This window comes from Cohnella cellulosilytica (assembly GCF_042431195.1).
GTDB lineage: Bacteria > Bacillota > Bacilli > Paenibacillales > Paenibacillaceae > Cohnella > Cohnella cellulosilytica.
Genome location: NZ_JBHMDN010000079.1, coordinates 355611 through 380532, shown reverse-complemented (window position 1 = coordinate 380532; position 24922 = coordinate 355611). Strand labels below are relative to the sequence as shown.

Below are 24922 nucleotides of genomic sequence, written 5' to 3'. Positions count from 1 at the left end.
CACCGCCCTTACGACCCCGTGGACCGGTATCTTCGGACGCCGAAGTTCCAGAGCATCAGGCAGGGAACGATGAACAGACAGCCGGCCAGCGGAGCGAGCATGTACGGTACGCCGCTTCCTTCCGTTCGGCCGAGAATGTATTGAAGCGGCACGTAGTTGACGAGCCCGAACGGAATGACGTAAGTAAAGAAGCGGGTCACCCACTTGTTATAAATGTTAAGCGGGTACTGTGTCATCTCGCGGCCGCCGTCCGTAAGAATGTTGCCCACCTCCAGCCCCTGCACCGTCCAGAAGCACATCGTCGCGATCACGATGAAGATGCCGGTGAAGATCATAACGCCGCTGGCGATCATGAACAGCAATGTAACGCCCTTCATGAACGTCCAGTCCGTCTCCACGCGGCTGATCGCCCACGCCAGCACGACCAGGCTTTGCAGCAGCCGGCCGAAGCGGGTAAATTCGAACTTCGAGCCGAGCACCTGGAGCACGGTGCTGCGGGGGCGTACGAGCAGCCGGTCAAAGTCGCCGTTGACAATGAGGGTGGAGAACATGTCGAAGCCCCGCGCCAGGCATTCGGCAATGGCGAACGCCATATGGATGACGCCGAACACGAGCGCAACCTCGAAAAACGTCCAGCCCCGGATTTGCCCGAAGCGTTCGAACAAAATATACAGTCCCGCGAACACGGAGAACGGGATAAAAAATTGCCCGAACGACAGCAGCCAGAACGAGGTCCGGTACTGCATCTGGGATTTGAACAAAATGAGCAAATATTTGCCGAACAGTCTCATGCCGGGCTAACCTCCTTGGATGACGACTCGTCTTAGCGCCTTGCCCATCGCGAAGCGGCCGATCAGCACGAGCGCCGCCAGCCACAGCAGCTGGATCGGAAGCGTCGCCAGAGCCTCGTTCGTCGAAATATGCCCCGAGTAAACGCGGAACGGAAAATCGGCCGCCAGCCGAAACGGGAGCGCATAGACGATCGACTGCAGCCACGCAGGCATCAGCGGCACGGGGACGATCATGCCGGCGAGAAATTCTCCGGCGACTCCGAACATGAGCAGTGAGCCGGCGGAGGACATCGTAATAAACGTGGAAATATAGATCAGCATGGAGATGGCGACCAGGATAAACAGACCGAGAATAAGCGCGAGCAGAAACAGCAGAGCGGTCGCCGGAGTATGCGGAAGCACGAGCCGGTACGGCGACGGCAGCAGAAGGGCGATCACGAGGATCGGGAAGCAGCGAAGGGCGGCGCTGGACAGGCGCTGCGCGAGCAGCTTGGCGTACCATAAGCCGTACAGCCCGCTCGGCCGGCAGAGCTCGTAAGCGATGTTGCCCGTCGTGATCAATTGGAACAGCTCGTTATCGCGAAACCAAAGCGCGATAAAGGAGAGAAAAGCCTGCTGCAGCCAAATATAGGTGACGATCTGCGTCAGCGAGATCGGAGGATCGGCCAGCGGCTGGCTGTAGAAAGCCTGGTACACCATAAGGATGATGAAGCCCCAGAAAAATTGCGTCGCGATGCCGGCCAGGGCGGCGGAGCGATACTGAAAGCCCATGGCGAGCTTCAGACGGAAGACGGAGAAGTAAGCCCTCATGAAATCTCGTACTCCTTGTACATATTGACGAGCGCTTCTTCGATCGCCGAGCCTCCGCCCTTGTCCCCGCCTTCCGCCGCTCCGTACTTCTCGCGCATGGCGTCCAGATCCCCGTCATAGAGCAGCTTTCCTTTGCCAATCAACAGGATTCGCCGCGCCAGCGCTTCGATGTCGCTCATATCGTGCGTGGTCAGAATGACGGTAACGCCTTTTTCCTTGTTGATCGTGGAGATGAACCGCCTGACCGCGATTTTCGATACGGCGTCGAGGCCGATCGTCGGCTCGTCGAGGAACAGAATGCCGGGGCCGTGCAGCAGGGAAGCGGCGATCTCGCAGCGCATGCGCTGGCCGAGACTGAGCTGCCGCACCGGGGTCTTCAGCAGCTCCTCGAGATCCAGCGTCTCCGTAAGCAGGTCCAGGTTGCTGCGGTATTCCTTCTCCGTCACGTCGTAGATGTCGCGCAGCAGCTCGAACGAATCGATGACCGGAACGTCCCACCAGAGCTGCGAGCGCTGGCCGAACACGACGCCGATGTTGCGCACGTACTTGACCCGGTCGATCCAGGGCGTGTAGTCCATAATGCTGCACGTGCCGCTGTCCGGAACGAGAATGCCGCTCATCACTTTGATCGTCGTCGACTTGCCGGCCCCGTTCGGCCCGATGTAGCCGACGATTTCCCCGGGGCCGATCGAGAACGAAATGTCGTTCAGCGCGGCCACTTCCGTATACTCCCTCCGAAACAGCGCCTTAAACGCGTTTCCGAAGCCCGCCGGCCTGCGGGCCACCTTAAAGCTCTTGCTGATTCCGCTAACGGTAATCAAGGTTTTGTCCTCCTGTGTGGATTAAAAGCGAAAGGAAGAAGATACTACCACTGTCCCGGAAGCGCTGTCAAGCGTTTTTATTTTGCCCGACTGTTTATTTTTATCCCCCGATTGTGAGAATGGCGTCTTATAGGCCGCAGCGCTTTTTTTTATAATGAGGATGAGCGCGACTTTCGAGCCGTTCGGGCCCAGGGCGTGTCTATCTGCTGTCCTCGGAGTATGCAGACACGCCCTGACGGCCGCTCCTCCTGCTATAATGAGATCAACTTACCCGAGAGGACGGACATCGAAAGATGAGTTTGAGCAAACGGATTTTCGCCGCTTTTATCGCTTTTATCCTCGTTCCGTTGTTCGTGCTGGGAAGCGTCTCGTATTTGGTGTCGCAGAGGGTGACGGAGGAGAAATACGCGGAGCAGACGGAGCTTACGCTTAAGGCCATCGGCCGCAACATCAACAACATGATCAAGGAAGCCAACTACTTCTCGGACTTCTGGGTGACGATGGAGGACAGCGTGGAGGTGGTCGAGCAGTCGATCGACGACCCGGGAGGCGAGCCGGCCTCCGGCGAATCTTCCCGAAGCTCGGATTCCTATTACCAGCTGCTGGAGAAGGAAAAGCTGCGGCAGCGCGTCCTGCTGACCTATCCGGGAATCAATTCGGTTACGCTGTACCGCAACGACAACGAGCAGGTGACCGTGAATTTCTCGTCCAAGGACACTCCCGTCGCGAGAGAGGATTTGGAGAACCATCCGATCTACCAGGAAGTATTGCGGAAGAACGGCGCGCCGGTATGGGTCGGCCCGAACGAGGATACGACGCTGACCGGGGAAAACAATTTGTTTACGCAAATTCGCGTGCTGCTGGATATCGAAACGTTAAAGAGCAAAGGCGTGCTCGTCACGCGGTTCCAGATGAACGAGTTGAGCAAAATTTTTTCCTTTTACAATAGTCAGGGCAAAATCGATCGGCGTTTCCTGATCGTGGCCGGCAACGGAAACATTGTTTTCGACAGCGAGAAAAGCCCGGAGGGCCGCCGGATTTCCGATTACGCGGACACGGAAGAGAGCCTTGACATGGACAGCCTCGCGACGCAGAGCAAGACGCTGACGTTCGACGAGCGCAAGAGCCTCGTGTCGGTTCAGGATTTGCAGCTTCAACGGCTCGGCGTCGGCGACTGGAAGCTGGTGATGGTGACCTCCTGGCAGTATCTGTCCGGGGACATGGCGATCGTGCTGCGCTGGACGGTCGTCATTACGTCGATCTCGCTCGCGCTGGCGTTGGCGTTTAATCTCATTTTCGTCCGGCGGATGGTGACGTTGATCGTTCGCGTCGTCCGGGCGATGAGGCAGGTAGAGAGAGGCGATTTGTCCACGCGGGTGCCGGTCGTCGGCAACGACGAGACGACAACGCTGTCCAAGGGGTTTAACAGACTCGTTACGAGAGTGTCGGAGCTGCTCGACGACGTCAAGCAGGAGCAGTCGCGCAAGCGCAAGGCGGAAATGATGCTGCTCCAGGCGCAGATCAAGCCGCACTTCCTGTTTAACGCGCTGGAATCGATCAATATTTTGGCGGTGCAGAACGAGGGGCGCAAGGTGAGCAAAATGGTGCAGCGGCTGGCGAATATTTTCCGCATCAGCATTCAGCAGAAGGAAGAGATTACGATCGAGCAGGAGCTCGAGCATTTGATGAGTTATCTGGAAATTCAGAAGTATCGGTTCGAGGAGCTGTTCGAATATTCCATCGAGGTTCCGCAGGAACTGATGGGCAGCACGATCTTGAAGCTGACGCTGCAGCCGCTTGTCGAGAACAGCATTCAGCACGGGTTCGAGGGCATCGATTATTTGGGAAAAATCGAGATTAGAGCCGCGCTGGAGGGTCGCCATGTCGCCTTCTACATCGAGGACAACGGAATCGGCATACCGGAGGAGCAGCTTGCGCGCTTCGCCGCGAGAGGACTTACGACGCTGCAGGAAATGTACGCGGAATCCCCGGAGACCGGCGAACGCCGCGGCCTCGGGATCGGCAACGTCGCGGACCGGCTGCGCATCCATTACGGCGGCCGTTACGGCCTGATGCTGTGCAGCGCGCCGGGCTGCGGCACAACGATCAAATGTCTGATACCTCTGGAGGCGGGGAGGGACGCCAATGAAACTGAAAGCGCTGCTGATCGACGATGAGGTCAACATTCTGAAAAATCTCCAGGCCGTCATTCCGTGGGAGGAGCTGAATATCGAGCTGATCGGCGCGGCCCGCAACGGGGAGCAGGCGCTGGAGCTGGCCCGCGAGCAGCGGCCGCAGCTCATCCTGTGCGATATCCGCATGCCGGTCATGGACGGGATCGAGTTTCTGGGCGAGCTCCGTCGGTTCGATCCGGACGCGGAGGTCATTATGATGACCGGCTACCAGGATTTCAGCTACGTTCGCTCGGTCATCCGGTACGAGGTGAAGGATTACATCCTGAAGCCGATCGATTACGAGGAGCTTGCCGAGACGATCCGCAGATTGGCCGACGCCGTGCGCGAGAGGAGTCTGGAACGCAGCTCGCTGCAGCAGGAATGGAAGCAGATGCTCCATCTCGTCTACGAGAAGGCGCTGTACGACCGGATCGCCGATCTGGACGGTTCGGCGGGAGGACCGCTCTTTAAGCTCGGGGAGCTGCAGGAGGAGCATCTGGCGTTCGCCATGATGCTCGTCGACGTCGCGGACTATTCCAAACGGGAGCGGTTCTGGGACGACAAGGAACGGAAGCTGTGGAACTTCGCGATCAACAATATTTTGCAGGAAAATTTGGCGGCGTTCGGCGTCTCGTACTCGGTAATCCAGGTGCGCAGCGGAGAGTGGAGCGTGCTGATCGAGCGTTCCGCGCCGGATCTGTTCGAGCGCGAGCAAGGTTTGGCCTGGGCGGAGGCGCTGCGCCAGGCCGTATGGAGTTATCTGAAGCTGCGCATCCGCGTCGCGCTTCATCCGGCGGAGGTGACGCTGAGACAGCTGTCCAAGACGTACAAAAGTTTGCAGAGATCGCTGTATTTGTCCCCTGCGGCCTACGAAGGCGTCATCGTCTCGGAGAGGGCGCGCGGCAGCTTCGATACGTCGCAGCAGCTGTGGGACACGATCGAGGAGATGGTGACGGGACTGAAGCGCTGCGACAGACGCCGCACCGAGACCGCGCTGAAGGAGCTGAACGAGAGCTTCCGTTCGCTGCCGGAAAATTCGTTCGAACGGGTCGCTCCGATCGTCCATTATTTGTGCATTCATCTGCTGCGGGAGATGCGGGAGATGGAGGTGATGACGCGGGACGAGGAGACGGAAATTTGGCGGCAGATCGACCGGCACCAGGGCATCCGCGAGACGCTGCTGGTCGTTAATCGGCTCGTCGACCAGTCGATCGAAAGCGTGATGAAAAAAAAGACGAGCGACGTGCTGATGCTGTCCGCCAAAGACTACATCGAGCGCAATCTGTCCGCGGAGCTGAGTATCGACATTCTGGCCGAATATTTGGGCATCAGCGGCAGCTATTTCAGCTTGCTGTTCAAGCAGCATTTCGGCGAGACGTTCGTCGAATACGTCACCAAGCAAAGGATGGAGATGGCCCGGTCGCTGCTCGCGCTGAGCGACAAGAGCGTGACGCAGGTCGGGCAGATGGTCGGCTACGCGGAACGCCGGTATTTCACCCGCGTATTCAGCAAGTACACGGGGATGCTGCCGTCGGAGTACCGCGAGCGGCAGCAAAGCAAGTCCGGGACGGATAAGCCGGCATGGACGAATCAAGAGAGATGAGTCCAGCGGTATGATGTCAAGTCCCTAATTCGATTGAATTGGAAATTTTCTTGGCTGTAGAGCTGATCAGTCATGGAAAATGGGCGCATCAAATCAAACCCAGTCAAAAATCAAGTTAAAAACCAGATTTTTACTGGGAATTCATGAAGGACTTTAGCAAAGGAGGCGTTAATCCTTCGCAGCTGTCACCTTCCTTCGAGGCGTGTAGAGTTGGCCGTTGCGTAGCAGCACATCGACCAGACGCACAAGTTTTCTTGCCGTTAAGACGAGGGCGCGTTTGTGTTGGTGCTTCGGTACTTCTTTGAATTTCTTCCGGTAATACTCGCCGAATTCTTCATCGCGATTTTTCACCGAGTTGGCAGCTTCAACAAGGTAATAGCGAAGGAATCGGTTGCCGGATTTAATGCGTTTGGTGTCTTCTGCTTCAAACGGACCGGACTGGTGCTTGCGCCATGTAAGGCCAGCATACTTGGCCACAGCGGCTTGGTCGCTGAAGCGGTCGATGTCGCCGATCTCGGCCAGAATGCCGGCGGCATACACCCGGTCAATGCCAGGAACCGAACGTAAGCACTTAGCGCCGTGTATGCCATCCAAGATACGCTCAATGGCCTTGTCCAAATCCTTGAGCTGGGTTTGAATGCTTCGGATCGCTTGGATCGACGTGCCGAGCACAAGATCAATGGAATCCTCGACGACCTTGGAAAGGCGGTAGGAAGCTCTGGCCGCCTTCTGGATGCAACGCGCGACGTTCTCGGGGTCAGGGAAGCGATTGCGTCCCTTGTCCCTAAGATAGTCCGCCAAGTCGGCGATCTCCATGGTTGCGATGTCATCGAGGCTGTACTTCTCGGAGAGCATCTCCATGAGGGCATGACCGAACACGGAGCTCTCGACTTCGGTGGTAAAGGCGTTGCACTTGTAGAACAAGTTCTGCAGGAAGTACTGCTTCTCACGCGTCAGGTTGTGGATCAGGTGAAATCGCATCCGAGTTAGGCGCTGGAGCGCGACATACTGTTCCTGCATGACGATAGTAGTCGTCAGCCTGCCGAAGCGAAGGCGGTCCGCGATGACCCAAGCGTCGAGGCGGTCGGTCTTGTCAATATCGGAGTAAGCTTCTCTGAACTTGCTCACGAGCTTTGGGTTAATCGTAAAGACTTTGGCCTTGCGTTCTTTAAGTGCTGGATCCTCGTGCATATACATGGCGGGATGCCAGCTGTAGACCGAAGTCGCTTCAAGACCAATGTGAATCTCGGAAGATGAATGCTTGTCCGCTAAAGCAACGATACGGTCTCTCAGATAAGAAGCGCCTTCGAGATTGTTCTTTACGGTAAGCGTTTCAAGCTTGTCACCGTCAGGATTCATAAAACACGCTTCCAGTTCTTGCGAACTGACGTCAATACCGACAAATAGTTTCAAGTAGAATTCCTCCTCTCTCTAGGGGATTCAGGGAATGGACGCTCCGGGATGCCTCCGGCGCACGCGCAGATCAATCACCCTCGCCTATAAGAACACGTTTCGGTCCATGAGCTGCCCCGGATCTGCTAAAGCCGGGCATGGGTTGCCGAAGGGAACGGCCAGCGGGTCAGAAGCTCAAACGCGTACCGGAGAAACAGACTTAAGATGTAGACGCGCTACAGGAGAGATACGAATTGCCCCGAATGGACCCTAAGTTCCATTGTCCGGAGGCATGCCGGAAAGTCCAGTCCCTTTTTCAATTTTCAAAGAACGATTCACTGGAAATTTTGAGGGCGGCCCCCAGTCCCCTAGGGGACTGGGAATTGGCTCGTAACTGCCTTCAAGAAATACTATACGAGGAGAGACAACGATGACGACGAACGAGAGCTTTGCCGGGCTTACGCTTAAGCAAAAGATCGGACAGCTGTTCATGTGCGGCTTCGACGGGACGGAGCCGACGAAGGAGATTGAACGGCTGATTCGGGATTACGGGCTGGGAGGCATTATCTATTTCCGGCGCAACCTGCGGGAAGCCGCGCAGGTCCGGGAGCTGTCGGCCAGGCTGCAGGCGGCCTCCGAGCATCCGCTGTTCATCGCGATCGATCAGGAAGGCGGAATGGTCGTCCGTCTGGAGGAAGGCGTCACGGTCATGCCGGGAGGGATGGCCCAGGGCGCGGCGGACAACGAAGCGCTGACCCGCGAAGCGGCCAGGCTGTCCGGAGCGGAGCTGCGCGAGCTCGGAATCAACATGAATTTCGTGCCCTGCCTGGACGTGAACAACAATCCGCAAAACCCGGTGATCGGGGTGAGATCCTACGGGGAAGCTCCGCGGAGGGTGGCGGAGCTGGGCTTCGCGGCTATTCAAGGCTATAAGGAAGGCGGAGTCGCGGCCGTGGCCAAGCATTTTCCGGGACACGGCGATACGGCGGTCGATTCGCATCATGCGCTGCCGCTCGTCCCGCATGGCGCGGAACGCTTGAACGAGGTGGAGTTGTACCCGTTCCGACATGCGATCGAGCGCAAGGCGGACGCGATTATGACGGCGCATGTCGTATTTCCGGCGTTCGAGCCCGACCCAGCGATTCCGGCGACGCTCTCGAAGCGGATTTTGACGGGGCTGCTCCGCAAGCAGCTGGGCTTCGAAGGCGTTATTGTGACGGACTGCCTGGAGATGAACGCGATTTCCGAGACGATCGGCGTGGCGCGCGGGGCGGTCGAGGCGATCAAAGCCGGGGCCGATCTGATTCTCGTCAGCCACAGGGCCTCCAGGCAGACAGCCGCTCTCGAAGCGGTGCTGGAAGCGGTCATGACCGGAGAAATTTCCGAGGACCGCATCGATGAGGCCGCAAGCCGGATCTGGAGCCTGAAGCGGGCGCAGGGCTTGTTCGGCGGCGTGCTGCCGCGGGCGGATCGCGAGAGAGCCGGGGAGGTGCAGAGAGAGTTATGCGAAGCGGCGGTGACCGTCGTCAAGGGCGGGCGGCATTTGCCGCTGCCGAAGGCCGGCAGGACGGTTATCGTCTGGGCGGAGCCTCTGTCGCGCACCGAGGTGATCGAGGTCATTCCGCAGGAGCGGACGCTGGGAAAGGCGCTGAGCGCAGAGGGCTACGACGTGGAGGAGCTGCGGATCGGCACCGATCCGACGGAGGAGGAAGCGGCCGCCGTACGGAAGGCGGCAAGCGCGGGGCGGCGCGTCGTATTCGTCTCGTACGACGCGGCTTTCTCGGCTCGTCAAGCCGGGTTGATCCGCGAGCTGAGCTCGGCCGCGGACGGTTCGTTCGTCTGGGTCGCGGCCCGGACGCCATACGATCTGCTGGCCGCGCCCGAGGCTCCGGTCTACCTGTGCACGTACGAGAACAAGCCGGCGATGATGACCGCGCTGGCGCGCGTGTTGTCCGGCGAGCTTCCGGCCAGGGGGCGGCAGCCGGTGACGATCGGCGATTACGCCCCGGTGCCCGCAAAGGATTAAAGCGATCGGCGCAACGATTTTTCCCAAACCTTGGCGGGAAAAATCGTTTTTTTATTGTCCATGTTGTATAATTACGGGCAAGGAAGGAGGACGGGTTACGTGACTACCTATTCGCGAGCGAAAACGCATCACGAGAGGAAGGCGAGACGCCGCGGGAAGACGAAATTGCTGCTCGCCGTCAACGGTTTTCTGCTCGTCTGCATCGCTTTTGCCGCGTTCGCCATCTGGAAGGCGAACGAAGGAGGAACGGGCGAAGCGTCGCCGCCGTCCGGGTCCCAGGCTCCGTCCGGGGCGGCGGGAACGAACAAGCCGGGAACGGAAGAGCCGGACTCGGGACCGTCGGCCGCGGCCACGGACGACGGCGATGCGGACGGGACGGCGCTGCCCTCGCAGGAGGCGTCTTCGGAGCCGTCGGGGGAACCGGGGAACGACGGGGAGGGAGACCGGGTGTCGCTCGCGTTCGTCGGCGATATTTTGCCGGCGGCCAGAGTGCTGGAGCTGATGAAGAGCAACGGCTACGATTATCCTTTTCGCGAGGCGAAAGCGCTGCTGGAGGCGGCGGATATCGCGGCCGGCAACCTCGAAACTCCGATTACGGTGCGCGGCACTCCGGCGGAGGACAAGCAGTTCGTGTTCCGCGGAACCGTCGAAGCGCTGGACGCGGTGAAGGACGCCGGCTTCGATTTTCTGTCGCTCGCCAACAACCATACGCTGGATTACGGCTGGCAGGGCTTAAGCGACACGATGGACGCGCTGGACGACGCGGGTCTGAAGCATGCCGGCTCGGGCAACGACGACAAGGAAGCGTTCGAGCCCTCATACATAGAGGTCAACGGAACGAGCGTGGCGTTCATCAGCGTCACCCGGGTCGTTCCGGTCGTGGAGTGGAAGGCCGACAGGAACGTTCCGGGAGTCGCGGAGGCGTATTCGCCGACCCGCGCCGTCGCCGCGATCGAAGAGGCGAAAAAAAATGCCGACATCGTTGTGGTGATGGCTCACTGGGGCGAAGAGCGGAACGACAAGCAGGTTCCGCATCAGACCGACCTGGCCCATCGTTTCGTCGACGCGGGAGCGGATCTGGTCATTGGCAGCCATCCTCATGTGCTGCAGGGCTTCGAGAGTTACAAGGGCAAATGGATCGCGTACAGCCTGGGCAACTTCGTCTTTTCCACGACCAGCGTGCGCTCTTCGGAGACTGGCATTTTGAACGCCAAGTGCGGCAAAGACGGGGACTGCTCCTTGTCGTTTACGCCGATGTTCGCGACGAATTCGCAGCCGGCGCCCATGGAAGACGCGGAAGGCAAAGACCTGCTGGCGAGGCTGTCGGCCTTGTCCATCGGAGCTTCGGTCGGGGAGGACGGCGCTATTGTGGCACGGAATTAAAAGCTTTACGAAGGGGCTGCGCAACGTACCCTTCAGATTTCATTTTCTCGGAAGAAGGGGCGTTATGGATAAGCAATCGAAGGCGCGGCTGCATCCGTGCGTCGCGCATCGCGGATTCTCCGGCCAAGCTCCCGAGAACACGATGGCCGCTTTCAAGCTTGCGCTGGATTATCCGCACGTGAAGTGGATGGAGCTGGACGTGCATCTGTCCAAGGACGACGTGCCGGTCGTGATCCACGACGGCAAGCTGGAACGCACGACGAACGGCAAAGGCCGGGTGATCGATTACACCGCGGAGCAGCTGGGGAATTTGGACGCGGGCAGCTGGCTGAACGCTTCCTATTCGGCGGAGGGCGTTCCCGCGCTGGAGCAGGTGCTCGATCTGGCTGCGGGCAAATGCAGATTAAACATCGAGCTGAAGGGCGACGATGCCGATTACGACCGTCTTGCCCTGCGAACGGTGGAGGTCATTCGTTCGCGGGGAGCGGAAGCCGAGCATATCGTTACGTCGTTTCAGCCCGCGATTTTGCGCGCCGTTCGCAAATATTCTCCGACGCTCGCAATCGGTCTGATCATTGACGACAACCCTGCCGATCTGATCGAACGGCTTCTGGCGCTCGATTGCACTTACTTGTCGATCGGTTTTCGCCATATGAACGAGAAGCTGCTCGAGCAAGCCGCGCAAGCGTCCGTCGTCGTTAACGCATGGACGGTCAATTCGCCCTCCGACCTAAGAAGATTGGCGAACCGGCCGGAGGCTTTCCAATTGTGCACGAATTATCCGGACCGCTGGCTCGCGGCGGTCGAAGGGAAGCGTTGATATGAGCGATCTTGACGACTTCAAGACAACGTTGGACAGAACGAGCTTGCGCAACATTTACTGTGTCGGACGCAACTATCGGCTGCATGCCGCCGAGCTGGGCAACGAGGTTCCGACGAGCCCGATGCTCTTCACGAAGCCGACGCATGCCGCGGCGGAGATGACCGGAGGCGAATTGCGCTTTCCCGGCACGCAGGGAAGTCTCCATTACGAAGCGGAGCTCGTGTTCGCGATCGGGCGGCCTTACGAAGCGGGAATTCGCTTCGACGATCTGGCGTCCGCGTTTACCGTCGGGCTGGATCTGACTTTGCGGGAGGTGCAGGACAAGCTGAAGGCGAAGGGCCATCCGTGGCTTGCGGCCAAAGGCTTCCGCAATTCCGCCGTTCTCGGACGTTGGCTGGCGTATCCGGGGGAGGAGGCGCTGAAGTCGGGCGACTTCGGCTTGCGGATTAACGATCAGGAGGTTCAGCGCGGCAGCGTTCGCGACATGGTGTTCGACCTGCAGACGCTGGCCGACTTCGTCGCGCTTCATTACGGGCTGGGCCCGGGGGACCTGCTGTTTACCGGCACGCCCGCGGGAGTCGGCGCCCTGAGCGACGGGGATCTGCTGGACGCGAGGTGGAACGGGGAATCCGTCGGCAGCTTCGTCGCGCGAATCGCCCGGTAAATCAAAAGAGGAGCCCGCGGCCAATATGGCCGAAGGGCTCCTCTGCGGTAGCGCGCCCGACATGGACGCTAATCCCGGGGCGAAGGAAAAAGCTCGGTCTCTCCGTCGTTGTCCGACAATTGCTCGCGGATGGCCGTTAGCTGCGGCAGAATGGCGAAGAAGGCGTCCACGATCCGGGGGTCGAAATGTTTTCCCCGCTCCTCGCGGAAGAAATCGACGATTCGCTCGGTCGGCCACGCCTTCTTGTACACTCTCTCCGTGCTCAACGCGTCGAACACGTCGGCCGCTGCCGTTATCCGGCCGAAAATATGAATCTCCTCGCCTTTCCGGCCGGCGGGATACCCGCTGCCGTCCCATTTCTCGTGGTGCTGCTCGGCCACGATGGCCGCCGCCCGCAGAAGCTCCCGTCTGGACCCGTTGAGCAGCCGATAGCCGATGTCGGTATGCCGTTTGATCATCTCGTATTCCTCCGGCGTCAGCTTGCCGGGCTTGTTCAGAATGGCGTCGGGAATGGCGACCTTGCCGATGTCGTGCATCGGGGAGGCGGTCCGCAGCAGCTCGGCCTCCGCCGGGCTCAGGCCGAGCGCGATCGCGAGCGCATAGGAATATTCGGCTACCCGCTTTACGTGATTGGCGGTTTCCCGCGAACGGATTTCGCCGACCTCGCCCATTTTGGCGATGATCTCGCGCTGCGTGTCGAGAATTTCCTGATGCAGCATGACCGATTCGAGAGATTTGCCCGCGTACGAGGCGGCGAGGGAGAGCAGCTCCAGATCGCGTTCGGTAAAATAGCCGACTTCGGTAAGCTTGTTAATCGCCTGATACGCGCCGATAATTTCCCCGTCGTTGTTGCGGAACGGGACCGTGATGACCGATTTCGTGCGATAGCCGGTCGCCCGGTCGTTCTCCGCGTTATGCCTGGCGTCCCGATACGCGTCTTCGATAATGATCGGTTCGCCGGACACGATCGAGCTGCCGACGAAGCCGGTGCCGTACGGAACGCGAATTTCATCGACGCCGTGAGCCACCGTCGTGTACAGCTCTCGCTTCTCTTCGTCGATCAGCCATACCGTGCATCTGTCGGATAGAATCAGTTCGCGCCCCATGTCGGCCATATGCACGAGCACGGCCTTTAATTGCCGGTCGCTCGCGATTTTAGCCGTATAATCGAAGATGATCCGCAGCAGATCCTCCGGACTCCACTCTTTTTGATACATGCGATGTCACTCCTTAAACTGCCCCCTTCCATAATTCGTTAAATTATTGTCGAATCCTGCCGATTTCGAAAAAAACGAAAAACTGCATTCCTCCAACTTTATCCTAACATTCCTCCAAGCAGAGTGGCTTGCAACAGTCGATAGACAACGGCGCGCGGGCAATGTTCTAAGAAATCGAGCATCTCCCTCGGAATTCCGCTCAGACGGCGGGCAATGTTCTAAGAAATCGAGCATCTCCCTCGGAATTCCGCTCAGACGGCGGGCAATGTTCTAAGAAATCGAGCATCTCCCTCGCAAATCCGCTGAAACGGCGGGCAATGTTCTAAGAAATCGAGCATTTCCCTCGCAAATCCGCTGAAACGGCGGGCAATGTTCTAAGAAATCGAGCATCTCCCTCGCAAATCCGCTGAGACGGCGGGCAATGTTCTAAGAAATCGAGCATCTCCCTCAAAATTTCGCTCAGACGGCGGGTGATGTTCTAAGAAATCGTATATCGTCGCTCTAATAGGCATGAAACGTGGGGCGTTACTCCAAAGAATTGCACATCGGGGGCTCGAATAGGGCTCGAATTGACAGTGTTGCTGATGATGGTGATTGATAGCTTATTGCCCCTGGCGCTTACTTATGTCCGGCGCTTAATCCATCGATATAATAGGTAATCGATTTGGACAGGCTTTCCATTAAATCCTGCTTCATCTGAAAGCCGCCCACCGATTCCAGCGACGCGAAGCCGTGCACCATGGCGCGCAAACCGCGGATGGCGTGAACCGCCTCGTTCTCCGGAACGCCCAAGGGCTGCATCAATCGGGCGAACAAAGTCAGGATGCGGTCGGAAGCTTGCTCGAACGCGTCCGGTTTGGGGGAGACGACGCGATTGACCGCTTCGTAGAGGCCGGGATGCTCCCGCACGAATTGCACATAGCTGCGGCCGACCTCGACGAACGCCTGTCTGCCCGAGTAGCCGATGGCGGCGTCGTGAAGCCGTTCATCGAGCAGCGCGAGGGCGTGCGAGGCCAGCTTCTGGCGCAGGTCGGGCAGCCCCTCTACGTGATTGTAGAGAGAGGGCGTGCGGATGCCGAGGGCGCCGGCCACGCCGGCCAGAGAAATCCGATCCCATCCGTCGCGGTCGGCGATATCCGCGGCCGCGGCGACAACCGTCTCCGGTTTGATTCCCGCTCTCATCCGGCATGCCTCCTTAACGCGGCTCGAGCATCTTCGATGGCTTTCTCGATCGCGCTCGCAGGCTGGAGCAGCGCGGGTCCGTGACCGACGGCGAGTACGTTCGGACGCAGCTCGAGCATCTTCGACGCGCTTGCGATCGCCGTCGGAGCGTGCCAGGTCGCCATTGCCGGGAACGGAAAAGCCCATTTCAGATGGCCGGATACGGCCAGGCCGCCCTTCGTTTGGAAAGCGTCTCCCGCGATTAAAGCTTTGCTCTCGGGCTCCAGGAAACAGAAGTGCCCGGGCGTATGGCCGGGGGAGGCGATCGCGAGCAGCGAGCCGATTCGTTCTCCGTCGTCGAAAAGAAAGTCGGGCTCGAACGGCGTTTGCTTCGGAACTCCGCCCTTCACCGGGCTTTGCGCTTCATGCGGCAGCAGACTGCGGTTCCCGCGCAGGAGCGCGGCGTCTCTGCGGGAAATGCCGATGCGCGCTTCGGGATAGACCGATTTGAGGTAAGGCACGGCGCCGATATGGTCTTCGTGGGCGTGAGTCAGCAAAATGCGGGTTAACGGCTTGCCGGTCGCCCGGATTGCGGCATGGAGCTTTTTGCCCGTGAAAGGCATGCAGGCGTCGATAAGCGTCAGGCCGTCCGACTCCTCGACAAGATAGCTGTTAAGCGGGAAAAGACGGGGCATAAATATGAGCTGGGTAACGATTCCCCAAGTTGTTTTATTCATCGCGCATCTCCCTTATGAACTAATTATATTTGTATTTTAACTAATGTAATTAGTTTTGTCAAAGGGGGATGTTTTAAACGCTCCTGTCGGCAAGGACGCAATCGTCGAATGAGGGGGAAAATATCTCCAAACGAAGCAATACAATCTTATCCCCGAGTTAGCCGTTTGACTCCCTTACTTTGGCAAGAAACGAACTTACAATAAGGGTGCAAGCATAAAACCACATTCCTTTTGGGAGGGTCTAAGTTGAAGAAGAAACTGGTTACGATAACGGCCTCGGTGTTGATGTTGTCCTCGGTATTGAGCGCGTGCGGCGGCGGCGACAAGGACGGCAGCGCATCTCCATCGGCGTCCCCGGCCGCAAGTCCGAGCGCCAGCTCGAATCCAAGCCCAAGCGAGTCGCCTTCTCCGGCGCCTGTCGAAAGATTCGACATTTCCTTGCGTCACATTCAGATCGGCGAATTGCAAAAATTCCGTAAAGCGATTCTCGACGAAGTCGTGCAGAAAGCCGAGGCCGAAGTACCGGGAGCCAACTTCGAAATGGACGCCGTCGAGGACAGCTTTAACCGCTGGACGAAGCTTCCGGCCGAGATGGCCGCGGGCAACCCTCCGAAAATTTTCGACCTGTTCGGCGGCCCCGGCGACGGTCAGAAATACGCCCGCGCCAACAAGCTGCTCGACCTGACCCCGATCCTCGACGAGCTCGGAATCAAGGATCAATTCACGGATTACTCGACGTTTGTCGTGGACGGCAAAATATACGGGCTGCCGATCGGCGCCGGCTCCGAAGGCTGGTTCTACAACACGGACATTCTTTCCGCCAACGGAATCGCGGTTCCGAAGACGCTCGAGGAGCTGGAAGCGGCGTTCGAGACGCTTAAAGGCAAAGGCATTACGCCGATCGCAATGGGATCGCAGGCCGCGTGGGTGCCGTTTATGCTGCTCAACACGCTGATTCCGCGTTACGCGGGCGAAGATATCCAGGCTGGCGTCGCCGACGGTTCGCGCAAAATGACGGAGCCGGAAGTCGTGGCCGCTCTGGCGAAGTACAAAGAATGGGTAGACAAAGGCTACTTCACGAAGGGCGAGCTCGGCATCGATTACACGGGCCAGACGAACGAGTTCGTCGCCGGCAAGGCGGGCTTCCTGTTCGACGGCACGTGGAGAATCTCGACGTTTAACGCGGACGGCGTCGGCGGCGCGCTGAACGACAAGGTCGGCTACTTCGCAATGCCCGCCGTGCCCGGCGGCAAAGGCGACCAAACCGCGGTCAACTACAATCAAAACAACGGCTACGGCTTCTCCGCGGACGTGAACGACAACGAAAAAGCGGCGATCAAATCGTTCATCAAAAACCTGTATACGGAAGAGTACCAAATTCGCGGCTTCCAGGAGGACGGCGTGCTGCCTTCGATGAAGGTGGACGCTTCCAAGCTGGCCTCCGACAATCCGATTATGCAGCAGGTGCTGGCGACGAACGCCGCCGCGGGCACAGTGTTCCCGCACTTCGATTCCCTTGTGCCCGGCACGGTAAACGGCGAATTCGAGAAACAAATCCAGAACCTGATCGCCGGCAAAGCCACTCCGGAAAAGGTGGCCGAGGAAATCCAGAAGGCGATGGACGCGGAATTGGCCACATTGCAATAGTCAAGAATAGCGCCGACGACGAGGTGCCGTCCGCTCCGGTGGGCGGCGCCTCGCTCGCGTCATAGGGTGGGGGAACCATGAACAAAACGCTGAGAAATCCATACGTATACCTGCTCTTCGTCCTGCCGACGCTCGGGTTGTACGGCTTGTTCTTTGTCTACCCGGTTCTGCAGTCGGTTTTCTACGGGCTGACGAACTGGGACGGCTTAACGCCGGCCAAGTACACCGGTCTCGATAACTTCGTTAAAGCTTTTAACGACGAGGATTTCTGGATTTCCGTCAAAAACAACATGTATTTCATTCTCTTCTCGATTTTCGTGCAAGTGCCTTTAATCGTGATGTTCTCGCTGCTCATCAGCGGAGTGAAACGCCTGCAAGGCTTCTACAAGACGACGGTATTCCTGCCGTCCATTCTGTCGACCTCGATTATCGGGATTTTGTGGGGCTTTATGTACCATCCGAGCATCGGGATGTTCAACACCCTGTTAAGCTGGTTCGGCATCGAGCCGATCTACTGGTTGTCCGATACGAAGTGGGCGATGCTGTCCATTCTCGTTACGAATGCCTGGCAATGGATGGGCTTCTACATCGTGCTTGTGCTTGCGGCCATCCTGGCTATTCCGAAGGAAATCAACGAAGCGGCGTCGATCGACGGGGCTACGGGCCTGCAGAGAGCTTACCGGATTACGACGCCGCTCATTATGCCCGTTATATCCGTGGTGATCATGCTTTCCATCGCCGGCGCGATGCGCGTCGTCGACATCGTGCTTGTCATGACGAACGGCGGCCCCGCGGGCGCGACGGAGGTTATGGCGTCCTATATGGTCAACAAGGCGATCAAATTCGGTCAATACGGCTACGGTACGGCCCTTTCGATTATGATCTTCGCGATCGCGCTGCTGCTCACGGCGATCTACCAAATCGTATTTGCCAGACGGCAGGAAAGGATCGAGTACTGATGCCGAGGATCATAAAAAAACTTTCGCCCCATCTGGTGCTGCTCGTATACGTCGTCGTTATTTTGTTCCCGTTCGTATTCGTCCTTTTTTCCTCCTTGAAGGATACGAACGACCAGATCGTCACGTCGCCGTTCGGCTTTCCGGTTCAGATGGCGTTCGATAATTACGCCGATGCGTGGAACCAGGCCAAAATCAGCAAATACTTTTTCAACAGCGCCTATCTGTCCGTAACGGCCGCCGTGTCGGCCATCTTGATCGCGGCGGCGACGGCGTATGCGATCGCGCGCATGAGGATGCACCGGACCAGCAAAGCGATCTACCAATTTATCCTGCTTGGCATGCTCATTCCCGGCAACGTGCTGTTCATCTCCCAGTACATTCTGATTCAGAAGCTGGGCCTGCTGGACACGCACTGGGCGCTGTATTTGCCCTACACGGCCGGCGCTCTGCCGTTCAGCGTGCTGTTGATCGTGGCGTTCATGAAGGCGATCCCGTCGGAGATGGAGGAGGCGGCGATCGTGGACGGACTCGGCGTCATTCGTTCGTTCTTCCTGATCATCCTGCCGCTGACGATGCCGGCGCTCGTGACCGTCTTCATCATCAATCTGCTCGGCAACTGGAACGAATACCTGCTGGCCAATTTCTTTATCAGCAAAGACGCGCTGAAGACGCTGCCCACGGGGATGGTCGGCTTCCGCGACGCTTTCCAGACCAGCTACCCGCTCGTTTTTACGGGCGTCGTCATCAGCGTCGCTCCCATTATCGTCATCTACGCGTTTCTGCAGCGGACGATTATCGAGGGGCTGACGGCCGGCAGCGTTAAAGGTTGATTCGGGGCAGGGGCTGCCCCCAAAGTACAAACAGTCGTACAGAACGAGGATCGATGGAATGATGTCAGTCGCTATACGATCCTGAAATTTTGAAGGGGTAAACCCGTCACAGGGTCATTTCAGGAACGTGTGAGGCAGTCTCCAGGAGATAGATGCTTCTTCTTTTTCCCCGATCCTCTTGTACGACCTGACTTAGGGGCAGTCCCTTACTTTTTCTATCGATTACTCAAGCAACTTTGCTTATGGGGCAAGCCCTTTTTACAATTGGAGGAACGGAAGAAAGCGGTTGTCTTTTGAAAAACGCTGGGTTATGATTAAAACAACGCAAAACGGAAACTGTGTTTTATAATGTAAAACAGTTTCTTTTGAGAGGAAAGCCGATGCCGATTATTCAAGCTGTAGACCGCGCTTTGCGCATTATCGATCTGTTCGACGAGTATACGACGGAATTGAAAATTACGGAAATCAGCTCGCGGATTTCCCTTCACAAGAGCACGGTTCATTCGCTGCTGAAAACGCTGATGCACCACGGCTACATCGCGCAGGATGCGGACAGCGGCAAGTACAGGCTTGGTCTGAAGCTCGTCGAGAAAGGGCAGCTGCTGCTGCAGGGGATCGACATCCGGACGGTGGCCAGACCGCATCTTTCGGCTTTGTCGGCCTCCACCGGACAGACGACGCACCTGGTCGTGCTGAGCGGCCGCGAGGGCGTGTACATCGACAAAATCGAGGGCGAACGGGCGGCGATTCGGTATTCCTATCTGGGACGCACCGTTCCGCTGCACTGCAGCGCCGTGGGCAAAGTGCTGGCGGCTTACCAGCCGAAGGCGAAGCAGGACGAATTGCTTGCCGACTATTCCTACGATCCGCATACGCCGAACACGATTGTCGGCAGGGAAGCGTTCCTGGAGGAGCTGAGCCGCGTCCTGACGAACGGTTACGCGATTGACGATCAGGAGAACGAGGCGGGCGTACGCTGTGTTGCGGCTCCGGTGTTCGATCACGCGGGACAGCTTGCGGCTGCGGTCAGCTTGTCGACGCTTGTATCCGGCGTGGACGACGAAGCGCTGCGCGCTTATCGCGAGCAGCTGCTGGCCATGACGCAGTCCGTCTCGCGCAGCCTGGGCTACTCGGGATAAAAAGGTGAAGGCGGGCCGGAGGCAAAGGTTCAAGCGGCAAAGCTTGCGGCTTCCGGCGCGAAAGGTATTATTGAGGAACGATGGCGGTCCACCGCGGAAATGATCATACGTGCGTTTTTGTGGTCATTTTTCAGAACTTGGTTTTATAATATAAAACGAATTGACGGAAAGGGAGAGCACACATGCGGATTATCGCGTTTCGCGAGACGGGAGCCGAACGGCTGGCGGCGGTTACGGACGAAGGGGAGGTGTTTGCGCTCCCGCAGCCCGATTTTATGGCGCTTGTCCATGAGGCGAGAGAAGAGGGAGCGAGCACGCTGGAGTGGGTCGAGCGGCGGATTTCAGAGAGCGCTCCGCTGGGCCGAAGCCTGGAGGAGCTGGAGTTGGGGCTTCCGATCAAGGCGCAGGAAATATGGGCGGCCGGCGTCACCTACGAGCGCAGCCGTCAGGCGCGCAATTACGAGGTGGCCCGCGAGTCGGGGAGCGCCGCGGACGGACCGGCTGCCGGAACCTTTTACGACAAAGTGTACGACGCCGACCGGCCCGAGCTGTTCCTGAAGTCGGGGCCGCTGCGGACGGTGGCGCCCGGAGAGGAGCTGTGTCTGCGCAGCGATTCCGGCTGGCAGGTGCCGGAGCCGGAGCTGGGGCTGGTGCTTGATAAACAGGGTACGATTGTCGGTTATACGATCGGCAACGATATGAGCTCGCGTGACATCGAAGGCGAGAATCCGCTGTATTTGCCGCAGGCCAAAGTATGGCGCCGCTCGTGCTCGATCGGTCCGGCGATCCGTCTGGCGGAAGCGGTGTCGGACCCGTACGCGCTCGACATTGCCTGCGCGATTGTCCGGGATGGCAAACCCGTCGTGGAAGGCGCGGTCAGCACCCGCCAATTGAAGAGACGGTTCGAGGAGCTGACCGCCTGGCTGCTGCGCGACAACGATCTTTATGACGGCACCGTGCTGTTGACCGGAACCGGGATCGTTCCTCCGGACGATTTTACGCTGCGCAGCGGCGATCGCGTCGACATCTCCATCAGCGGGATCGGGACGCTCAGCAATCCGATTCGCTAGAATTCGGGACGCAACCAACGACAAAGGAGAGGAAATCGAATGGGAATCGAACTCGGAAAAATTTATCACAACTACATCGACGGACAATGGAAGCCGGCGCTGAGCGGCGAGCAATCGCCGGGGGTTAATCCCGCCAATCGCCGGGAGGTTGTCGCGTATTTGCCGCAGTCGGGCAAGCCGGACGTGGATGCGGCCGTGGCGGCCGCGCGGAAGGCGCTGCCGGCGTGGAGGGGCATGTCGGGAACGGCGCGCGGGGATTTGCTCTACCGGACGGCGGCGATCGTCGAGCGGCGGCTGGACGAGATCGCGGAGACGATGACGCGGGAGATGGGCAAGACGCTGCCCGAAGCCAAAGGGGAGACGGCGCGCGGCGCGGCGATTCTGCGCTATTACGCGGGCGAAGGCATGCGCAAGGTCGGGGATGTGATTCCGTCGTCGGACGGCGAGGCGCTGATGTTCACGACGAGAGCGCCGCTCGGCGTCGTCGGGGTGATCGCGCCGTGGAATTTCCCGGTCGCGATCCCGATCTGGAAAGCCGCTCCGGCGCTCGTATACGGCAACACCGTCGTGCTCAAGCCGGCCAGGGAGACCGGAGCGACCGCGCTTAAGCTGGCGGAATGCTTCGCCGAAGCGGGCTTGCCCGCGGGCGTCCTGAACGTCATTTGCGGCAGCGGCGCGGTGATCGGCGAGGCGCTGGCCGAGCATCCCGGCGTGAACGGGATTACGTTCACGGGCTCCAACGCCGTCGGCAAGAAGGTCGGCATGGCGGCGTTCGCCAGAGGAGCGAAGTATCAGCTGGAGATGGGGGGCAAAAACCCGATCCTCGTAGCCGAGGACGCCGATCTGGATTTGGCGGTCGACGCGACGATCAGCGGCGGGCTCAAGTCGACGGGTCAGAAGTGCACCGCGACCAGCCGCGTCATTGTCGTCGACGACGTATACGACGCCTTCCGCGACAAGCTGCTGGCCAAAGTGCGCGAGCTCAAGGTCGGAGACGGCATGGAGCCGGACACGTGGCTGGGGCCGTGCGCCAGCGACCGTCAGCGGGAGACCGTGCTGTCCTATATCCGCAAGGGCGTGCAGGAGGGCGCGAGCCTGCTGCTCGGCGGCGAGCAGCCTCCGGAGGGGACGCTGGCCGACGGGTACTACGTGCAGCCGACCGTGTTCGAGCATGTCGCCCGCGACATGACGATCTTCCGCGAGGAAATATTCGGACCGGTGCTGGCGCTCGTGCGCGCGCCGTCCTTCGAAGCGGCGGTCGAGGCGGCGAACGACAGCGACTTCGGCTTGAGCGCTTCGGTGTATACGCGCGATATCGGGCGCATGCTGGCCTTCGTCCGCGATATGGAAGCGGGGATGGTGCGCGTGAACGCGGAGACGGCGGGCGTGGAGCTGCAGGCTCCGTTCGGCGGCATGAAGCAGTCCAGCTCGCATTCCAGGGAGCAGGGACAGGCGGCGATCGAGTTTTTCACCTCGATCAAAACGGTGTTCGTGAAAGGATAGGCGAAGCGATGGAGACGGGGAATCGGGAAAATCGAGGCGAATCGAAGCGGGATGTCCATGATCCGATGTCGGAGCTGGCGCAGCTGATGGGAGCGGACGGCGAGCGATTGTATGAAGTCGCCACGCATGCCGCCGGCCCGGCAGGCTCGCTTCCGCTGACCGACGAGCTGCTGCGCGAGGCGCCGAGCGGGGATTTGTTCGGACTCAGCCAGAACGTCGGAATGGGGTGGAATCCCGGCAGATTGGGCGGCAAGCAGTTTCTGCTGCTCAGCACGCAAGGAGGGCTGCGCCGCGACGACGGAACGCCGCTGGCGCTCGGCTATCATACCGGTCACTGGGAGATCGGCTTGCTGGCGAAGGAGGCCGCAATGGAGCTGACGGCCGAGGGAGCGGTTCCGTTTGCCGGCTATGTCAGCGATCCGTGCGACGGCCGCTCGCAGGGCACCGCCGGCATGTTCGATTCGCTCCCGTACCGCAACGACGCGGCGATCGTGCTGCGACGGCTGGCCCGCTCGCTGCCGACCGCCAGCGGCGTGCTCGGCGTCGCGACCTGCGACAAGGGGCTGCCGGCGATGATGACGGCAATTGCCGGGCTGCCCGGCCTGCCCGGCATAATCGTGCCGGGCGGCGTCACTCTTCCGCCTACGACGGGCGAGGACGCCGGCAAGGTGCAGACGATCGGCGCGCGTTACGCGCAAGGCGAGATCAGCCTGCAGGAGGCGGCCGATCTGGGCTGCCGGGCCTGCGCCACGCCGGGCGGAGGCTGCCAATTTCTCGGCACGGCGGCCACGTCGCAGGTGGTGGCGGAGGCGCTCGGCATGACGGTGCCGCATGCCGCCCTCGCGCCGTCCGGCCAGCCGATCTGGCTGGAAATCGGCCGCCAGTCGGCGCGAGCCGCCATGCGGATGGCGGCCCGCGGATGGAAGACCGCGGACATTGTCACCGACAGCGCGATCCGCAACGCGATGGTCGTGCACGCCGCGTTCGGCGGCTCGACCAATCTGCTGCTTCATATTCCGGCCATTGCCCATGCGGCGGGGCTGCGCGTGCCGACGGCTGCCGACTGGGCCGAGGTGAATCGGCTGACGCCGAGGCTCGTCAGCGTGCTTCCCAACGGTCCGGAGCATCACCCGACGGTGCGCGTTTTCATGGCCGGCGGCGTGCCTGAAGTCATGCTTCATCTGCGCCGGCTCGGGTTGCTGGATACCGCGGCGCGGACGGTGTCCGGAGTATCGCTCGGCGAGACGCTCGACTGGTGGGAGGCGTCCGAACGGCGGGAGGCTCTGAGAAGCCGCCTTCGTGAGGCGGACGGCGTCGATCCCGATCGGGTCATTATGAGCCCGGACCGGGCCAGGGCGGCGGGGTTAACCTCGACGGTTACTTTTCCCGTCGGCAACATCGCGCCGGAGGGATCGGTAATTAAATCGACGTCGATCGATCCGGCCGTAGTCGACGAGGACGGGGTTTACCGGCACGTCGGAGCGGCCAAAGTGTACACCAGCGAGCAAGAGGCAATTCGGGCGATCAAAGCCGGCGGCGTTCAGGCCGGCGACGTAATGGTCTTGGCCGGGCGCGGCGCGTCCGGGTCCGGGCTGGAGGAGACGTATCAACTGACCTCGGCGCTCAAGCATCTTCCGTTCGGCAAGTATGTCACGCTGATCACGGACGCGCGCTTCTCCGGCGTTTCCACCGGGGCCTGCATCGGCCATGTCGGTCCCGAAGGGCTGGCAGGCGGCCCGATCGGCAAGCTGCGAAACGGCGATCTGATCGAGGTTGAGATCGATACGATCGGCCTGTCCGGCAGCGTTAATTTCATCGGCACGGCCGACGCCCGCTGCACGAAGGAGGAGGGCGCGCGCCTGTTGGCCGAACGAGACGTTCATCCCGAGCTGCGGCCCGATCCGCGCCTCCCCGACGATACGCGGCTGTGGGCGGCGCTGCAGGCTGCCAGCGGCGGCTTATGGCGCGGCAGCGTCTACGACGCGGACCGCATTATCGCCGTGCTGCAGGCCGGGATGCGGGCGCTCGAAGCGGAGCGCGGGAAAGAAGGCGGCGCCGAGGACGGGAAGGGGCGGCCCGATTAAGCGGCCGGGAGACGCGCGAAATGTCAATTGCGGCGCTGCAACGGAAACCGGGACCAAATAACGGCAAGCCGGGCCAAGCGATGGACGA

Annotated in this window: 20 protein-coding genes; 13 read left to right on the top strand and 7 right to left on the bottom strand. The window is 59.7% G+C overall.

The features are described from left to right. Positions 1 to 8: 8 nt before the first annotated feature. From ACFFT4_RS34965 to ACFFT4_RS34955, 3 genes are read right to left on the bottom strand one after another with little or no spacing between them, the layout of a single operon-like run. Positions 9 to 791, bottom strand: coding sequence for an ABC transporter permease (locus tag ACFFT4_RS34965; protein ID WP_378054462.1), 783 nt, complete (start codon positions 789 to 791; stop codon positions 9 to 11). A 6-nt stretch (positions 792 to 797) separates the two neighbouring features. Beyond that, positions 798 to 1601: an ABC transporter permease gene (locus ACFFT4_RS34960; RefSeq protein WP_378054460.1), complete on the bottom strand. Its 804-nt coding sequence runs from the start codon at positions 1599 to 1601 to the stop codon at positions 798 to 800. Further along, positions 1598 to 2422 carry an ABC transporter ATP-binding protein gene (locus ACFFT4_RS34955; RefSeq protein ID WP_378054458.1) on the bottom strand — a complete coding sequence of 275 codons (825 nt, stop codon included), beginning with the start codon at positions 2420 to 2422 and terminating at the stop codon, positions 1598 to 1600. Before ACFFT4_RS34955 ends, ACFFT4_RS34960 begins: the two co-directional genes overlap by 4 nt. 293 nt (positions 2423 to 2715) lie before the next feature. Between ACFFT4_RS34955 and ACFFT4_RS34950 the strand changes: the two genes are divergently transcribed. Both ACFFT4_RS34950 and ACFFT4_RS34945 read left to right on the top strand, forming a co-directional pair. Beyond that, positions 2716 to 4599, top strand: a complete 1884-nt coding sequence (locus ACFFT4_RS34950) for a cache domain-containing sensor histidine kinase (RefSeq protein ID WP_378054456.1) — start codon at positions 2716 to 2718, stop codon at positions 4597 to 4599. Continuing rightward, positions 4568 to 6199, top strand: a complete 1632-nt coding sequence (locus tag ACFFT4_RS34945; RefSeq protein ID WP_378054454.1) for a response regulator — start codon at positions 4568 to 4570, stop codon at positions 6197 to 6199. Before ACFFT4_RS34950 ends, ACFFT4_RS34945 begins: the two co-directional genes overlap by 32 nt. Before the next feature lie 168 nt (positions 6200 to 6367). Here ACFFT4_RS34945 and ACFFT4_RS34940 read toward each other — a convergent pair whose 3' ends face one another. Continuing rightward, the gene (locus ACFFT4_RS34940) at positions 6368 to 7612 is read right to left on the bottom strand and encodes an IS110 family RNA-guided transposase (protein WP_378054452.1); all 1245 of its coding nucleotides are present in this window, start codon (positions 7610 to 7612) and stop codon (positions 6368 to 6370) included. A 409-nt stretch (positions 7613 to 8021) separates the two neighbouring features. Here ACFFT4_RS34940 and nagZ point away from each other — a divergent pair, with 409 nt between their 5' ends. The 4 genes from nagZ (at position 8022) to ACFFT4_RS34920 (ending at position 12487) form a co-directional block, all read left to right on the top strand. Then, positions 8022 to 9617 carry a beta-N-acetylhexosaminidase gene (nagZ, locus tag ACFFT4_RS34935; RefSeq protein ID WP_378054450.1) on the top strand — a complete coding sequence of 532 codons (1596 nt, stop codon included), beginning with the start codon at positions 8022 to 8024 and terminating at the stop codon, positions 9615 to 9617. A 99-nt stretch (positions 9618 to 9716) separates the two neighbouring features. Further along, on the top strand, positions 9717 to 11000 hold the full coding sequence (locus ACFFT4_RS34930) for a CapA family protein (RefSeq protein WP_378054448.1): 1284 nt from the start codon (positions 9717 to 9719) through the stop codon (positions 10998 to 11000). Continuing rightward, positions 10984 to 11820, top strand: a complete 837-nt coding sequence (locus ACFFT4_RS34925) for a glycerophosphodiester phosphodiesterase (RefSeq protein ID WP_378054446.1) — start codon at positions 10984 to 10986, stop codon at positions 11818 to 11820. Before ACFFT4_RS34930 ends, ACFFT4_RS34925 begins: the two co-directional genes overlap by 17 nt. 1 nt (position 11821) lies before the next feature. Next, complete coding sequence (locus ACFFT4_RS34920) at positions 11822 to 12487, top strand: fumarylacetoacetate hydrolase family protein (protein WP_378054444.1); 666 nt, start codon at positions 11822 to 11824, stop codon at positions 12485 to 12487. A gap of 68 nt (positions 12488 to 12555) precedes the next feature. On the opposite strand, the gene ACFFT4_RS34915 is transcribed toward ACFFT4_RS34920, so the two are convergent. From ACFFT4_RS34915 to ACFFT4_RS34905, 3 genes are all read right to left on the bottom strand, one after another. Continuing rightward, positions 12556 to 13704, bottom strand: coding sequence for an HD-GYP domain-containing protein (locus tag ACFFT4_RS34915; protein ID WP_378054442.1), 1149 nt, complete (start codon positions 13702 to 13704; stop codon positions 12556 to 12558). Positions 13705 to 14322: 618 nt separating this feature from the next. Further along, on the bottom strand, positions 14323 to 14886 hold the full coding sequence (locus ACFFT4_RS34910) for a TetR-like C-terminal domain-containing protein (protein ID WP_378054440.1): 564 nt from the start codon (positions 14884 to 14886) through the stop codon (positions 14323 to 14325). Next, complete coding sequence (locus ACFFT4_RS34905; RefSeq protein WP_378054438.1) at positions 14883 to 15602, bottom strand: MBL fold metallo-hydrolase; 720 nt, start codon at positions 15600 to 15602, stop codon at positions 14883 to 14885. The genes ACFFT4_RS34910 and ACFFT4_RS34905 overlap by 4 nt, the downstream gene beginning before the upstream one ends. Positions 15603 to 15848: 246 nt before the next feature. Here ACFFT4_RS34905 and ACFFT4_RS34900 point away from each other — a divergent pair, with 246 nt between their 5' ends. From ACFFT4_RS34900 to ACFFT4_RS34870, 7 genes are all read left to right on the top strand, one after another. After that, positions 15849 to 17249, top strand: coding sequence for an extracellular solute-binding protein (locus ACFFT4_RS34900; protein WP_378054436.1), 1401 nt, complete (start codon positions 15849 to 15851; stop codon positions 17247 to 17249). Positions 17250 to 17326: 77 nt separating this feature from the next. Then, entirely contained in the window at positions 17327 to 18208 is an 882-nt protein-coding gene (locus tag ACFFT4_RS34895; RefSeq protein WP_378054434.1) for a carbohydrate ABC transporter permease, read from the top strand. Next, a complete protein-coding gene (locus ACFFT4_RS34890; RefSeq protein WP_378054432.1) occupies positions 18208 to 19038 on the top strand; it encodes a carbohydrate ABC transporter permease in 831 nt (276 codons plus the stop codon). The genes ACFFT4_RS34895 and ACFFT4_RS34890 overlap by 1 nt, the downstream gene beginning before the upstream one ends. A gap of 380 nt (positions 19039 to 19418) precedes the next feature. After that, the gene (locus tag ACFFT4_RS34885; RefSeq protein WP_378054430.1) at positions 19419 to 20177 is read left to right on the top strand and encodes an IclR family transcriptional regulator; all 759 of its coding nucleotides are present in this window, start codon (positions 19419 to 19421) and stop codon (positions 20175 to 20177) included. A gap of 182 nt (positions 20178 to 20359) precedes the next feature. Continuing rightward, positions 20360 to 21247: a fumarylacetoacetate hydrolase family protein gene (locus tag ACFFT4_RS34880; RefSeq protein ID WP_378054428.1), complete on the top strand. Its 888-nt coding sequence runs from the start codon at positions 20360 to 20362 to the stop codon at positions 21245 to 21247. A gap of 39 nt (positions 21248 to 21286) precedes the next feature. Further along, entirely contained in the window at positions 21287 to 22750 is a 1464-nt protein-coding gene (gene gucD / locus ACFFT4_RS34875; RefSeq protein WP_378054426.1) for an alpha-ketoglutaric semialdehyde dehydrogenase GucD, read from the top strand. Positions 22751 to 22815: 65 nt separating this feature from the next. Further along, entirely contained in the window at positions 22816 to 24834 is a 2019-nt protein-coding gene (locus ACFFT4_RS34870; RefSeq protein ID WP_378054510.1) for a YjhG/YagF family D-xylonate dehydratase, read from the top strand. Positions 24835 to 24922 lie beyond the last annotated feature (88 nt).

What these genes read in the sequence shown, in the direction of transcription:
- ACFFT4_RS34890 (WP_378054432.1), top strand. Translation starts at nt 18,208, where the DNA reads ATGCCGAGGATCATAAAAAAACTTTCGCCCCATCTGGTGCTGCTCGTA.
- ACFFT4_RS34905 (WP_378054438.1), bottom strand. Translation starts at nt 15,602, where the DNA reads ATGAATAAAACAACTTGGGGAATCGTTACCCAGCTCATATTTATGCCC.
- ACFFT4_RS34870 (WP_378054510.1), top strand. Translation starts at nt 22,816, where the DNA reads ATGTCGGAGCTGGCGCAGCTGATGGGAGCGGACGGCGAGCGATTGTAT.
- nagZ (WP_378054450.1), top strand. Translation starts at nt 8,022, where the DNA reads ATGACGACGAACGAGAGCTTTGCCGGGCTTACGCTTAAGCAAAAGATC.
- ACFFT4_RS34950 (WP_378054456.1), top strand. Translation starts at nt 2,716, where the DNA reads ATGAGTTTGAGCAAACGGATTTTCGCCGCTTTTATCGCTTTTATCCTC.
- ACFFT4_RS34915 (WP_378054442.1), bottom strand. Translation starts at nt 13,704, where the DNA reads ATGTATCAAAAAGAGTGGAGTCCGGAGGATCTGCTGCGGATCATCTTC.
- ACFFT4_RS34945 (WP_378054454.1), top strand. Translation starts at nt 4,568, where the DNA reads ATGAAACTGAAAGCGCTGCTGATCGACGATGAGGTCAACATTCTGAAA.
- ACFFT4_RS34895 (WP_378054434.1), top strand. Translation starts at nt 17,327, where the DNA reads ATGAACAAAACGCTGAGAAATCCATACGTATACCTGCTCTTCGTCCTG.
- gucD (WP_378054426.1), top strand. Translation starts at nt 21,287, where the DNA reads ATGGGAATCGAACTCGGAAAAATTTATCACAACTACATCGACGGACAA.
- ACFFT4_RS34965 (WP_378054462.1), bottom strand. Translation starts at nt 791, where the DNA reads ATGAGACTGTTCGGCAAATATTTGCTCATTTTGTTCAAATCCCAGATG.
- ACFFT4_RS34920 (WP_378054444.1), top strand. Translation starts at nt 11,822, where the DNA reads ATGAGCGATCTTGACGACTTCAAGACAACGTTGGACAGAACGAGCTTG.
- ACFFT4_RS34880 (WP_378054428.1), top strand. Translation starts at nt 20,360, where the DNA reads ATGCGGATTATCGCGTTTCGCGAGACGGGAGCCGAACGGCTGGCGGCG.
- ACFFT4_RS34910 (WP_378054440.1), bottom strand. Translation starts at nt 14,886, where the DNA reads ATGAGAGCGGGAATCAAACCGGAGACGGTTGTCGCCGCGGCCGCGGAT.
- ACFFT4_RS34885 (WP_378054430.1), top strand. Translation starts at nt 19,419, where the DNA reads ATGCCGATTATTCAAGCTGTAGACCGCGCTTTGCGCATTATCGATCTG.
- ACFFT4_RS34960 (WP_378054460.1), bottom strand. Translation starts at nt 1,601, where the DNA reads ATGAGGGCTTACTTCTCCGTCTTCCGTCTGAAGCTCGCCATGGGCTTT.